Below are 13,962 nucleotides of genomic sequence, written 5' to 3' on the forward strand. Positions count from 1 at the left end.
AACCGCAGGAGCACATGTTTTCGAAGTGACGAGGAGACTGAAGCCAAGCCCGCGAAAAGCGTCCACCGTAGCGGAAATAAACGGGTTTCTATAGTTACCCTTCTTAAAGGACGGGGCGTACTTTGCCCTGTCTTTTTTAGCAATTTGAAAAATGGAGAAGACGAGTCTTCTCCGCTTATCTTTCTAGTTTACACAATTTCCTGTTTGGGTTCTTCCTTTTTTTCTAACATCTCTAAACGACGTTCCATCGAAGATACATCATGTTGTTTTTCAATGCGTTGACCAAGACGTTCAATATACTGTTCCATTTCATCAAAAGCGACTAAACGTTTGTCCGCATTCTTTGATGATTCTGGTTGTAACATTTTGTCCATTTGGTGATGAGCTCGAGTGACGTTTTCTTTGCCCATCAATTGTAGCTGACGTACTTTCATATCTTTCACTTTATGTTTCATTTCCTCATATTTCTGTTCAAGCCCAAATAATTCTTCAGTCGTACGCAAGATACTAGCTTGTAGTACATCCTTTCGATTGGCATAGGCTGCAACTTCTGCTTGAGCAAAATCAATTAATTCACCTTCACTTGTTTGGCGTGCAAGATCCATTTGTGTTGTACGTTTTGCCAGCATCTCTTGTGCTTCTAGAAGTTCTTTTTCAAGTTGTCCTTTTAGTTGGGATTGTCTTTCGATCCATTTACCTGTTTGTTCAGTTTGTTTTTCTGCCTCGCGAACATATTGATTTAACATGGCAATGGGGTTTTCTTGTTCCTTTTTGTCAAATGCGTTGTGCAGGTCTGCGTTGATTGTGTATTTGAATCGTTTCCATAATGTTGTCATGTGTGTTGCCTCCTTATTTGTTTAGTTCGTTCCACTGTTTTTCAAAGTTTGTGAATGGGTCTGTATATGATGTTGTCATAAGAGTTGGAATAACAAGCGGTTGTTGTTTCCACTGTCGAATGACATACCATAATCCGACAATTGCTAGAATTCCGAAGAAACCAGGTACGTTTGCAATAGCTGATAGTAATCCTAAAATTCCGACAGCTAGCCAAAATACTTTTGATAAAGTAGATCCTCCTTTTAAATAGAAATGCATACCTGCGATAACCAGTAATGCAGATAGTGCAAGTCCAAGAAGCGACCCTAAATTGACAAGTGCTACAATACCTGCGATCACACCGAGTACGATTAAACCAAATTTTTTCATGTGTTTGTCTCTCCTTTCAAGTTGTACCCTTATCGTACCAATTCGCACTAAATTGCCAAACGGTCTAGGAATGCATCTTTTACTAAGACCTAAGATGTAGAAGAATCTAAGAAGAAGGTAGAAAATTACATTAATTTTCGGTAGACTAATAGTAAGTGAATATTCATTCAATTCAATTAAAAGGGGTGTAATGATGAAAGAAGTTGTGATTATAGACGGATTACGTACGGCAATTGGACGAAGAAAAGGAAAGTTCACGCATATGAGACCGGATGAATTAGCAGCTACAGTATTAGAAAAATTAATCGAACGCGTAGGGATTGAAAAAGGTGATGTAGAAGATATTATTTTAGGATGTGTCTCTCAAGTCGGAGAACAAGGTGGCAATATCGCAAGAACAGCCGGACTTATTGCTGGGTTTCCAACAAAAGTGCCTGGCACCACAATTGATCGCCAATGTGGTTCAAGTCAGCAAGCAGTCCATTTTGCTGCGCAAGCCATTGCTTGTGGTGACATGGATATTGTGATTGCTGGTGGTGTGGAGAGCATGACACGTGTACCGATGATGTCAAATATGGGCGAGGCCAAACCTAGTAAAAAATTGATGGACTCATATGAAATCATCAATCAAGGGTTATCTGCTGAACGGATCGCAGAGCAGTGGGATTTATCTCGTGAAGATTTGGATGCATTTTCTGTTCAAAGTCATGAGCGTGCTTTTCAAGCGATTGCGGAAGGACGATTTGAAAAAGAAATCGTACCAATTGAAGTGACGAAAGAAGATGGAACGACTGAGATGTTTTCAGTAGATGAAGGTCCAAGAGCGGGGACTTCCCTAGAAACTCTGCTTGGATTAAAGACGGTATTTGATGCAAATGGACGAGTTACAGCTGGCAATGCAAGTCAAATGAGTGATGGGGCTTCAGCGGTGCTGTTAATGTCACGTGAAAAAGCTAAGGAACTAGGTTTAACAGCACGTGCACGCATTCATACTCGCGTTGTTGTTGGCTCCGATCCAACGTTAATGCTCACTGGTCCGATTGCGGCTACTCAAAAAGTGTTGGAGAAAGCACACTTAACAATAGAAGATATGGACGTTTATGAAGTAAATGAAGCATTCGCTCCAGTTCCACTTGCATGGTTAAAAGACATAGGAGCTGATCCGGCAAAATTAAATCGCAATGGTGGGGCCATAGCACTTGGTCATCCACTTGGCGCAACGGGAACGAAACTACTTGTTACGTTGTTACATGAACTTGAACGTACTCAAGGCCGCTATGGACTCCTTGCGATTTGTGAAGGCATGGGTATGGCCAACGCAACAATCATTGAGAGATTGTCAGAATCGGAGGAAATAGTATGAAGACATCTGAAGTAATCGCGATTGTAACCGGAGGTGCATCTGGACTTGGAGAAGCAACAACTCGTCGTCTAGTAGCACAAGGTGGAAAAGTAGCTATTTTTGATTTGAATGAAATTCGCGGGCATGCACTTGTTCTCGAATTAGGAAGCGAGGCAGTGGTTTACTTTCAAACGAATGTCACCGATGCGCAGCAAGTCGAAGAAAATGTAGCATCAGTAGTCGAGCATTTTGGCAAATTAAATATGTTAGTTAGTTGTGCAGGAATTGCCACACCTGGAAAAGTAGTGTCGAAAAAAGGACCACTGGCACTTGAGCGCTTTGAGCAAGTCATTCAAGTAAACTTAATCGGCACATTTAACGTATTGCGGGTTGCAGCTTCCGCTATGCAACAAAACGACCCAAATGAAGAAGGGGAGCGAGGGGTCATCATTAATACTGCTTCAGTCGCAGCATTTGAAGGACAAATAGGTCAAGCTGCTTATAGTGCTTCAAAAGGTGGAGTCGTAGGGATGACCTTACCGATTGCCCGTGAATTTGCGAGAGACGGTATTCGCGTCATGGCTATTGCCCCTGGACTTGTTGAAACGCCGCTTTTCGCAGGATTACCAGAACCAGCTCGAACGGCACTATCAAGTTCTGTACCTTTCCCAAATCGATTAGGCAAACCAAGTGAATATGCACAATTAGTTGAAAGCATTTTAATCAATCCAATGCTAAATGGCGAAGTAATTCGTTTAGATGGGGCCATACGTATGCAAGCAAAATGAGGAGGGATTTTGATGGGGAAATATCGTTTTGAAACAGATGAACATGTCATGTTTCGCAAGTCCCTTCGCAAATATTTAGACAAAGAAGCAGTTCCACAATATGAAAAGTGGGAAGAAGACCGCTTGATTCCTAAATCTTTTTGGCGAAAGCTAGGGGAAATGGGGTATTTATGTCCTCAAGTAAAAGAAGTGTATGGTGGACTTGAGACTGATTTTCGCTACGCAGTCATTATAGGTGAAGAACTAGAACGTGTTGGAGCAAGCTTAACTGGTGTTGGACTGCATAATGATATCGTCGTTCCATATATCGAAGCGTATGGCACAGAGCAACAAAAATCTCGCTGGTTACCAGGATGCGTCACGGGTCAACATATTACTGCGATTGCTATGACAGAGCCAGGAGCGGGATCTGATTTAGCAGCTATTCAAACGACTGCGGAGAAAAAAGGAAACCATTATGTTGTCAATGGATCGAAAACCTTTATTACCAATGGCATAAATGGTGATTTAATACTTGTTGCAGTGAAAACGGATACGAAAGCAGACCCTAGACATAGAGGGATTAGCCTTATTATGATTGAAGAAGGAACACCTGGATTTACACGTGGTCGTAAATTGAACAAAGTCGGTATGCATGCTCAAGATACAGCTGAACTATTTTTCGAAGATTGCCTAGTCCCTGTAGACAACCTAATAGGTGAAGAAGGAAAAGGCTTTACGTATTTAATGGAGAAGTTGCAACAAGAGCGTTTAATGGTGGCGATTTCCGCTCAAACCGCTTCTGAAGATATGGTCGATATGACACTTACCTATGTAAAGTCTCGAAAAGCATTTGGCAAACCAATCGGAGCCTTTCAAAATACACAGTTCAAGCTAGTTGAAATGGCAACTGAAGTGGAACTTGGTCACTCGTTCTTGGAATCACTAATTGAAGATCATTTGGCAGGGAAAGAAATCGTCTCAAAAGTGTCGATGGCTAAGTATTGGTTAACCGAAACGGCAAAGAAAATTTCGGGTGAATGCCTACAACTACACGGTGGCTATGGCTATATGGAAGAATATAAAATAGCGAGAAGATATCGTGATATTCCAGTTGCGTCTATTTACGCAGGTAGCAATGAAATCATGAAAGTAATTGTTGCGAAGAAGATGGGGTTATAGATTGTTTCTGTGTCTGGCCCGCGAGAGTGTGTCGTGTTGATGAGAGCCACAATTTGAAGGCAGGATTACTGCAGGAGATTAGTGACCACTTTCTATATAGGACTCACCTCTGGTTTAAGTAGTTCAGTTGTAAATCACTAATTCCGAAATATACGGGATAATAAAACCTGTTTTACCCGAATTAAGTTATCACCTCATATTAATGTGTTTTTATTATTATTAGAAATTCTATAAATGGATATTTTTGGTATTAAAAGGCATTGTAATTCATTTATTGAACTCCCATGAAAATTTAATTCTGCTCGTCCGTCACTCATTTTCATGCTGTGAGGTGTAGCGTTTTATTACTCCTATGAAGTGAAAATTGAAAATAAAAAGTTGAGAGAAAGAATTGAAGACTTAGAAGAAGTATATAAATAATTGAGCTAACGGGTGTTTAGTAAAAATGGACAGCCAAATAAATGAGGTTGGAGATGTATCTCCAACCTCATTTATTTATACAAAATCAACCAATAATTTTGCCATAGCCTAATGAAATAACCGAGTATTGGGACGTTGATGGAAGAGAAAAACCTACGCATTGTAACTGACTAAGTACAGCTGACAGCAGGTTAGTGCTTGCTGCTCTTCAAATCAATTTGATAAAGTACAATTTTAAAAATATGAGGGGAGTATTGTTATGCAAAAGTTAAAGAAATCTTCAAAAGATAGATCAATAGGAGGCGTTTGTGGAGGGGTTGCGGAGTTTTTTGGTATATCTTCTACAATCGTTAGGTTAATATTTTTCTTTACAAATCCAATATCTAGTATTGTGTATATATTATTAGCAGTAACTTTAGAAGATGATAACAAATTATATTAAATCATACTTTTGTTAAAATAAAAATGCGTTCTAGTAAAAACGGACAGCCAAATAAATGAGCTTGGAGATCCATCTCTAAGCTCATTTATTTAAAATTAACCAACACGTTACCTTATCATAGCCTAATAAAATAACGAGTCTTGGGTAGTTGATTGAAGAGAAAAACGTCCACACTTAACTGACTAACCACAGCTGTAAACCCTTTTCCTGTCATTTGTAGACCCTGAGTGAAACTCTACTTTGTTGATCATTCAATTGTAATTCATCACTTGTGAACTACTTATATCTATAAAAGCCTTTCACATGTAGACAAAACTCTTGTCCATCATATCAATGTTAAATAATATGAGGATGTGTTTCCCTATATAAACAATGAGTCAGGATATTTATGTTAAAAATATGGAAGAAATTAAAAATAAATAGTTTTTTCTTTTTCAACTACGGGTGCTTTTGTGAAAAAGACATGAAAAAATGAACTTGGAAATGCATTTCCAGGCTCATTTTTCTATAATCATTGTATTTACATTTCAGCCAAGATTTAAACTTTAAACTTTAAGATTTAGCAAAATAGTGAAGACTTCAGCTAGAGTGCACATGCTCAAACGATTTTTCCTCACAAAAGAGGGCAACTACATTTGATTTATAACTTCTGTTTTAACTTGTTGATTTTTTTCGGATTGATCGACAACTGCAGCTCCCACCAAATCACCCACCACATTTGAAGCTGTACCAGCCATTCCTATCAGCACATCCACACCTGCAATTAAAGCTACAATTTCCAAGGGAAGATTAAACATGGTTAATACGGCGGTAAGTGTTACGAGCCCTGCTGCGGGTATACCGGCAGTACCAATTGAAAGTAATGTACCAATGAATACGATGGTTAAAAAATCCATAGGAGAAAAATTAGCACCGGCAATGTTGGCTGCAAAAACAATAGAGGCGCCCATTCGTAATGCTCCCCCGTCGGAATTAAACACTGCACCTAAAGGTAAACTGAAATTGACCATTTTCTCCGAAATACCAGCTTTTTTCCCATTTTCCATGGCAATAGGAAGTGTCGCAATACTACTTGAAGTGAAAAATGCAGTAGTATAGGCGTCTCTAGTGTTTCTAAAGAAGTTTCGAACGGGAATTTTATAAATTTTAAGGATACCGCAATATACGACGAGCCAAAGGATAGCTACTCCTAGATAAAACACGGCTGTAAACTTTAATAATGAGGTAATGGTATCCCAACCCTGCGTTCCAAAAGAAGTGGCTCCAATGCCAAAAATACCAATTGGCGCATAAAGTAAAATTCCTTTAAGTATGCGGAAGAAGAGTACATTCGCTGCGTCAAGTAAGGATTGCAAATCATTTCCGTATTTTTGAAGCTTTTCATCCGTTGAAAAACGCATTCCTGAAAGAGTAAAGCCAATAATAATAGCTAAAAATAGGATGGACATTAAATTACCTGTTGAAAAGGCTGTAAACAAATTGTCAGGAACGATATTTAATATGACATTTGAAAGCGATAAGGTTTCCGGTTGATCCACTTCCACGTTCGGAAGAGATAAGGACTCGCCAGGGTTAATCCATAAAGAAAGACCGAGTCCAATGAAAACTGCTGCAGCGGTGGTTACAGCATAATAGAGAATTAATTTGCCGCCCGTTCTTCCTAATTGTGAGGGATTCATTTGGATGACTGCAAGGACAACGGTGAGAAATACAACCGGCGTAGCAATGAGGCTGAGCATTTTTATCAATAAAGTGCCTAATGGTTTAAATACTTGGGCATCTGGTCCCCATATGACCCCAACTAAAATACCAAGAATGAAACCAATTGTCATTTTTAAAAAGAATGAAGAATTTTTATATGTAGTCCATATAATCAAGTAAACTACCTCCTATTTTGTAGGTTTTCCTACAAATATATATATTACAGCTATATGGTTATATAGTCTGTATGTAATGCACTTTAAATTAAGCATCTTTTTATTCAGAGAAACCTTTCACGGAAGGCAATTTCAAAAGCACATCACCTTTGAAGGTTAACGGGTTCTGTTTTCGAGTACTAAACTAAATTATCACATCAATTCGCACTCCAATCCAGATGCGAATTGGAGTGTCCTTTTTTAGTGAATTTGTAAGGGTTTTAAACCGAATTGAGGAAAATTTGCACCCTAATTAGCAGTATAACAACCTTCACGAAACGGACAAACAGCTTAGTCTCTAACTAGCACGCCTTTTTTTACTTTAAAGAATGATCTAAAATAAAGTAAGCAGAAAGAGGCCGAAATTGTATCTTCGGCCGAATATTTACGTATAGATAAGTATCTATTCTCTAATAAACCAAACGACCTTAACTGTGCGCGTCCAGGTTGTAAGGGAGCGCAGGACGACTCCCCGCCGCAGAATGATTTGAAAAAATAGAGTTGGGCTTGTGACGAAGTCACAAGCCCAACTCTTTATTCCCTAGATTATAGTGCAGCAGTGGAAGCGTCCGAAGCGCACTGTAAACCTCTTTGCATCAACTAGGATACCTTTCACTTGATTTCTTTAACGAGCCCGCGAGAGCGTGTCGTATTGATGAGAGCCACAATTTGAGGGGCATTCATGTCTCTCCATCGGAGGGAAGCACTATATACAAAGAGAAATAATTCAACTACAAATCAACACTACGTATTGCAATGAGAAATCACGCATATCATGATATACTTTCCAAAAACAATGAGGAGGCGTAACTTATGCCGACCATGATGCCTGCAAGTTTAACAAAAGACCTAGCGTTGACTGTTTACAATGACGGCTTCGCGTTAGTACAAGAAATTCGCTCCATTCCTCCACTTTCTGAAGATCACCTCATACATTATTTAGATGTTCCACAACTGATTGAGCCAAATTCGCTACAGGTAAAAGGTTTAAAAGTAGCTGAGTTGAACTATGAATATGATTTAGTAGATAAATTTAAGTTACTTGAAAAGTATATCGGACGTGAAATCAAGCTTGTTGATAAGAAAACAGGAGTGGAAAAATCATATCGTTTATTAAACGCGCAAAATGGATTGGTGCTCGAAGACCTTCAAACGAATGAAATTATTTTAGACGCAGAAGGCGAAATGCGCTTGCCTGAATTACCTGATGGACTTATTCTAAAACCCACACTTGTATGGGGCATACGTGAACAAACAGCTGAAGATACACGAGTCACATACTTAACCCGTGGACTCAGTTGGGATGTTGATTATATAGCACAAATTCGAGACAATGATTTTGATTTGACAGGGTGGGTGACTTTGAAAAATAACTCTGGCTTGACCTATCAAGACGCAACGGTAAAATTAATGGCTGGTACTGTGAATCGAGCAACACGTCGCATGCAAACGGATATCGTCTACTCACAAGCTGAAACGTATGAACCTGAACACCAAGCATTTGCGAACTATCATTTATACACATTGCCAGAAAAAGTGACGGTTAAAGACCGTCAACAAAAGCAAGTCCAGCTTCTATCTGCCAATCAAGTTAAATCGAGAATGGAGTATGAAGTAGATTCATATAGTGAGCATCCAACCGTCTATTTCACTTTCTTAAATGATGTGGAGAATGGACTTGGGATCCCACTTCCTAAAGGCAGATTTAAACTATACAAAGAAAATCCGAAAAACGGATCGTCAGAATTCATTGGTGAAGACTCGATTCCACATACAGCAGTGGGTGAATTGGTTCGCATTAAATCAGGTGAAGCATTTGATATCACAGTGGAAAGTGAAGTCGTTGCTGAATACAAAAAAGATGGCTACGAATTTGAAGAAGTCGAATACCTAATTCGTAACCAAAAAGATCATCCAATTGAGCTCATTATTAATCACAGCACAAGTTATGGCATTTTTGATGTAGTTAAATCGACACATGATTGGAAAAGGAAAAATGGCGATATACAATTGATTGTGCCAGTTCCAGCAAAATCTGAAATGAAAGTAGCGTTTACTATCCGGTATGACAGAACGCATGATGAAAAGGTGAATTAAAAACATGAAAAGAATTAGCATAGGTACTTTAATCATAACAATGTATGCACTACTTGTTTATTATTTTGGCTATAACACATATCAATGGCTTCAAACATGGAACTTGCCAATACACCCAGTTTTCTTTGGCATTTTGTGGTCACTACTAGCATTAGGCTACATCATTGGAAAGTTCAGTCATAGACTAAAATATTTCAGTATGATTGGGTCGTATTGGTTTATCGTGATGCAGTACGGTGTAATTTTGTTTCCTATAACAACGATTGTTTATTTATTGTGGCCATCTCAGCAAACGATTTTTATTGCAGGAAATGTAATTGCAATCGTCTTTTTAGCCATTTTTATCGTAGGAACATATATGGCATTTTCTCCAGTTGTTCGCTATAAAACGATACATGTGAACAAAGATTCTAGTTCCCATCGCGAGTTAAAGGTGGTACTAGGTTCAGATTTCCACTTAGGTCTTCTTTCAAATAAAAAGCACCTGCAGCGATTTGTGGATTTGGCGAATGAAGAGCAACCGGATATTGTGCTACTTGCAGGGGATTTGGTGGATGATGATCCGATTTGGTTTGTCAAAGACGGTATGTCAGTTGTCATGCGGCAGTTAAAGACGACATATGGTGTCTATGGGGTAGTCGGAAATCATGAGTATTATGGACGGAAAATCCCACTTTTAATAGAAGAAATGAAAGAAGCAGGCGTACAAATGTTATTAGATGAAACCATTTGTATTGATGATGCGTTCTATGTATCGGGTAGAGAAGATGCAACAAATGGCAAGCGCAAGTCTTTGGAAAGTTTAAAACCGGATAATGAAGAGCTTCCGTGGTTTGTGATGGATCATACGCCCTATAATTTAAATACGCCTGCGCAGCTTGGTGTTGATTTGCATGTCTCAGGACATACACACCGTGGTCAGATGTGGCCGAACCATGTATTCACGCGACGCTTGTTTGAGCTGGATCATGGACATAAACTTAAAGGGTCAATGCATGCTTTTGTGTCTTCCGGATTTGGTTTTTGGGGACCTCCGATACGGTTAGGTTCACGTTCGGAGATTTGGTCGATTACTGTCAGGTTTTCGAAGAAATAAACATGGGTAAAGCACAGTAATGTTGTACGATAGAAGGTGGAGATTGGACATGGAAAACTGGATCACTGATATAATGAGCCAGTACGGCTACATAGGTATATTTTTACTCATTATGCTTGAAAATATTTTCCCTCCTATTCCGTCTGAAGTTATTTTGACGTTCGGTGGATATATGACGACACAAACAGCTATGACGCCAATAGGTGTTGTTTTGGTGTCGACTGCTGGTTCAGTAGTTGGGGCTGTTATTCTCTACGGTATAGGCTTACAGCTAGATGTGAAACGATTAGAGAAAATCGTGGATCGCTATGGACGTGTTTTACGTTTAACGAAAAAAGATATTTATAAAGCTGATGCATGGTTTGATAAGTATGGAATTTGGACGGTATTATTCTGTCGCTTGATTCCTTTAATTCGTAGTTTAATTTCGATTCCTGCCGGGATGTCGAATATGAAATTCGGATTATTTTTATTATTTACGACCATAGGAACACTTATTTGGAATACGATTTTAGTTTCAGTTGGAGTGGCTGTTGGGGATAATTGGGGATCAATCGTTGGTGTTATGGGTGTTTATTCAAATATTGTGTACGTATTGATTGTATTAGGAGGACTTGCCGCGATTTGGTGGTATGTCCAATTTCGAAAAAGAAGAGCATAAGGAGATATTATGGAACTATTTGATTTGCTTAAGGCGTTAATATTAGGATTTGTTGAAGGGATGACGGAGTTCGCACCCATTTCTTCTACTGGGCATTTAATTATTGTTGATGATATGTGGTTAAGAACATCTGAGTTTCTCGGCAAGTATTCAGCAAATACGTTTAAAATTGTCATTCAGTTAGGCTCGATTTTTGCAGTTATTGTCGTTTTTTGGAAACGTTTATTTAGTTTGGTAGGGTTATATAAGTTAAAAGGCACAACATCAGGTTCTCAGTTAAAATTATCACATGTCATTGTGGGTTTAATTCCAGCAGGCGTGTTGGGTCTATTGTTTGAGGACTTTATTGATGAGCATTTGTTTTCAGTTGAAACGGTGTTAGTTGGTTTAGTCATCGGAGCCATTTTAATGATTGTGGCTGATAAATTCGGACCGAAAGTACCGAAAACGCAAACGTTGGATCAAATTACATATAAACAGGCTTTCTCTGTAGGGCTTGTGCAATGTTTCTCATTATGGCCAGGATTTTCACGTTCAGGTGCGACCATTTCAGGTGGTGTGTTGTTTGGTATGAATCACCGAACGGCAGCTGATTTTACGTTTATTATGGCCGTTCCGATCATGTTCGGCGCTAGTTTCTTATCCCTGTTGAAAAACTGGGAGTATGTTGAGCTCGATCATCTGTCGTTCTATATCGTTGGATTTGTAAGTGCATTTGTCTTTGCACTAATATCCATTAAGTTCTTCTTGAAATTAATTGCGCGTGTAAAGTTAACGCCTTTTGCAATATATCGATTGGTATTAGCAGCAGTGTTATTTGTTATCATCTATATGTAATTCACTCGAAGGCGGTCTCAAATTGAGATCGTCTTTTTTACAAAATATGAAAGTATATAAATTTAGTGAGCCATGAATCTAGTATTCCCGGTATCTTAAGGAGTAGATTCTAGTATGATACCGCTGATTTGCGCTCCAGGCGGACGCTTTCTTACCACTAGTCAAGAGTTTCCCCATTTCTTTTTCATAAAAAAATAGTGAAAATGAAATAGTAAGCGGTTGATTTCTGTTCCGTCGCTTGCTAAAAGATATTTGGCTTTCACTATACCCTCAAAAATCATGATTTATTACACGGAACCGAAAAATAAACATAGTAAATAAACCTGACGATTTCTGTTTTTTTCGCAGGGGCTATTGTGCTATAGTTAGAGGAATCCTGTCACGAGACACTGCTGATTCGTACCGGTACAGGATGCCATTTTGGATAAGGTGAAACGCAACTTTCAAGAACTTATTCATACAGGCAATCATCGCAACCTTATGGAGCTTTCCATTGGGTTGCTTTTTTAATTTGTCGTAATAATCCACAATCGTATTTTGGGTCTTTGCCCGCAAGGAGATCATAGACCTGACCATTTGGAACAGGATTTTGCGCAGTCTTCTGTTTCCTCTTTTATTGATTTTATCCTGATGTTGCAGTTTGCCTGATTGATATCGCTGGATATCGATTCCTGCGTACGCATTGATTTGTTTCGAATTTTGGAAACGGCGGATGTCACCTAACTCGCCAAGGATTTGGACGGCGGTGTTTTCACCGATTCCTGGAAAGGATTTGAGCACTTGAAATTCCACTCGTTCTTTGGAAAGGTCAACCATTTGTTTGATGATTTCCTTTTTTTGAACCCGTAGTTCCTGAATGCGTTTGGCATATTGCTTCAAATGTTGACATCGCACATCTTTCGGTCCAATAGCCGAGTAGGAATTTTCCACAGCCGCGAGAAGTAAAGTTGCTTTCTCTTCCGCTTGTTTGGCAGATAAGTTTTTGCGTGTTGCCCGTTTGATTTGATCGCGTAACTCATCTTTTGACAGTCCACCTAAATATGCCGGGTGCGGGAAGAGCTGCACGATATTTAAGAACAAAATGGAGCTCTTCGAAAACACTTTTTCCAGCATTGGAAAGCTCAACTGCAGGAAAGCGTGCAACCGATTGGAATGTTGACCGAGTTCCTTTTCAATGTCCTCATATCCCAACGCACGCATCTGTTCATAGTAGTCTTCTTGAATGTAGGTTTCTGGACGATCAATCCTAAAATGCGACCTGGCCAGTTCATGGGCATCACCGATATCCGTTTTCTGCCTGCGCATCGAGGCGGTTTGGAGTTTAGCCTCCAATGGATTGAGCCGGCTGTAAGGATACTGGTGTTCCTGCAGGAACTTCTCAAGAGCTTGCGAATAGACACCTGTAGCTTCGAAAACGATTTCTGGAACCTGACCATCCTGTTCCGTTAAAGAATCAATGCGTTCTTTTAGCGATTGGAAACCGGTTTGAGTATGTTCCAATTCCCCTTCATACCGGCAGTGTTGATTGTGGTCGTAGACGACCATAGTGCTTTTCCCCATACTGACATCAAAAGCGATGACGTGTTTCATACTTCTCCTCCTGTTCATTATTCATAGAAGTCCATCACAGTGCCTTATTGATTCCACTTTCTTATACACGGTCTCGAGGACCCAACATACTAAACTGATTCTTATAAGGGTGTGAAGTGAGTCGGTTTCCTGATTCGGATTCTCAGATCCCAGCGTCCGCTCGACTTCCCTTCACTTCTACAAAAAAATAGTAGCACAAACCATGGCCTTGGTCTGTGCTACTAATGTTAGTATGTTTCCACGGGGCGGGCGGAGAGCCTCCTCGGTCGCTAGCGCTCCACTGCGGGGTCTCACCTGTCCCGCTAATCCCGTAGGAAAGATATTGGACGAACTGTCATTCGTCCAATATCTTTGCGACGAGTAACCGCAGGAGCACATGCTTTTTCCGCCTTCCGCTTCAATCAAG

Annotated in this window: 12 protein-coding genes; 8 read left to right on the plus strand and 4 right to left on the minus strand. The window is 39.6% G+C overall.

Translation table 11 applies throughout. The features are described 5' to 3' along the window. Positions 1-188: 188 nt before the first annotated feature. Positions 189-836: a PspA/IM30 family protein gene (locus tag C406_RS0118690; protein WP_017382163.1), complete on the minus strand. Its 648-nt coding sequence runs from the start codon at positions 834-836 to the stop codon at positions 189-191. 13 nt (positions 837-849) lie between these two features. Continuing rightward, positions 850-1,206, minus strand: a complete 357-nt coding sequence (locus C406_RS0118695; protein WP_017382164.1) for a lmo0954 family membrane protein — start codon at positions 1,204-1,206, stop codon at positions 850-852. Positions 1,207-1,399: 193 nt separating this feature from the next. Here C406_RS0118695 and C406_RS0118700 point away from each other — a divergent pair, with 193 nt between their 5' ends. The 4 genes from C406_RS0118700 to C406_RS0118715 all read left to right on the plus strand — a co-directional run bounded on the left by C406_RS0118700 (position 1,400) and on the right by C406_RS0118715 (position 5,359). Beyond that, positions 1,400-2,569 (plus strand): thiolase family protein, encoded by a 1,170-nt coding sequence (locus C406_RS0118700; RefSeq protein ID WP_017382165.1) that lies wholly within the window; start codon positions 1,400-1,402, stop codon positions 2,567-2,569. Next, the gene (locus C406_RS0118705; protein WP_017382166.1) at positions 2,566-3,336 is read left to right on the plus strand and encodes a 3-hydroxyacyl-CoA dehydrogenase; all 771 of its coding nucleotides are present in this window, start codon (positions 2,566-2,568) and stop codon (positions 3,334-3,336) included. The genes C406_RS0118700 and C406_RS0118705 overlap by 4 nt, the downstream gene beginning before the upstream one ends. A gap of 12 nt (positions 3,337-3,348) precedes the next feature. Then, the gene (locus C406_RS0118710; protein ID WP_017382167.1) at positions 3,349-4,497 is read left to right on the plus strand and encodes an acyl-CoA dehydrogenase family protein; all 1,149 of its coding nucleotides are present in this window, start codon (positions 3,349-3,351) and stop codon (positions 4,495-4,497) included. 679 nt (positions 4,498-5,176) lie between these two features. Further along, on the plus strand, positions 5,177-5,359 hold the full coding sequence (locus C406_RS0118715; protein WP_017382168.1) for a PspC domain-containing protein: 183 nt from the start codon (positions 5,177-5,179) through the stop codon (positions 5,357-5,359). 629 nt (positions 5,360-5,988) lie between these two features. On the opposite strand, the gene C406_RS0118720 is transcribed toward C406_RS0118715, so the two are convergent. Further along, positions 5,989-7,236: a dicarboxylate/amino acid:cation symporter gene (locus tag C406_RS0118720; RefSeq protein WP_017382169.1), complete on the minus strand. Its 1,248-nt coding sequence runs from the start codon at positions 7,234-7,236 to the stop codon at positions 5,989-5,991. Between the two features lie 852 nt (positions 7,237-8,088). Here C406_RS0118720 and C406_RS0118725 point away from each other — a divergent pair. Genes C406_RS0118725 through C406_RS0118740 form a run of 4 tightly spaced genes read left to right on the plus strand, consistent with a single transcriptional unit; the run spans position 8,089 to position 11,966 of the window. Continuing rightward, complete coding sequence (locus C406_RS0118725) at positions 8,089-9,372, plus strand: DUF4139 domain-containing protein (RefSeq protein ID WP_017382170.1); 1,284 nt, start codon at positions 8,089-8,091, stop codon at positions 9,370-9,372. Positions 9,373-9,376: 4 nt separating this feature from the next. Further along, positions 9,377-10,468, plus strand: coding sequence for a metallophosphoesterase (locus C406_RS0118730; protein ID WP_017382171.1), 1,092 nt, complete (start codon positions 9,377-9,379; stop codon positions 10,466-10,468). Between the two features lie 49 nt (positions 10,469-10,517). Further along, the gene (locus tag C406_RS0118735; RefSeq protein ID WP_017382172.1) at positions 10,518-11,129 is read left to right on the plus strand and encodes a DedA family protein; all 612 of its coding nucleotides are present in this window, start codon (positions 10,518-10,520) and stop codon (positions 11,127-11,129) included. A gap of 9 nt (positions 11,130-11,138) precedes the next feature. Beyond that, a complete protein-coding gene (locus C406_RS0118740; protein WP_017382173.1) occupies positions 11,139-11,966 on the plus strand; it encodes an undecaprenyl-diphosphate phosphatase in 828 nt (275 codons plus the stop codon). Positions 11,967-12,317: 351 nt separating this feature from the next. On the opposite strand, the gene C406_RS0118745 is transcribed toward C406_RS0118740, so the two are convergent. Continuing rightward, on the minus strand, positions 12,318-13,556 hold the full coding sequence (locus C406_RS0118745; RefSeq protein WP_017382174.1) for an IS110 family transposase: 1,239 nt from the start codon (positions 13,554-13,556) through the stop codon (positions 12,318-12,320). Positions 13,557-13,962: the final 406 nt, after the last annotated feature.

Source organism: Paenisporosarcina sp. TG-14 (assembly GCF_000297555.1).
Lineage (GTDB): Bacteria > Bacillota > Bacilli > Bacillales_A > Planococcaceae > Paenisporosarcina > Paenisporosarcina antarctica.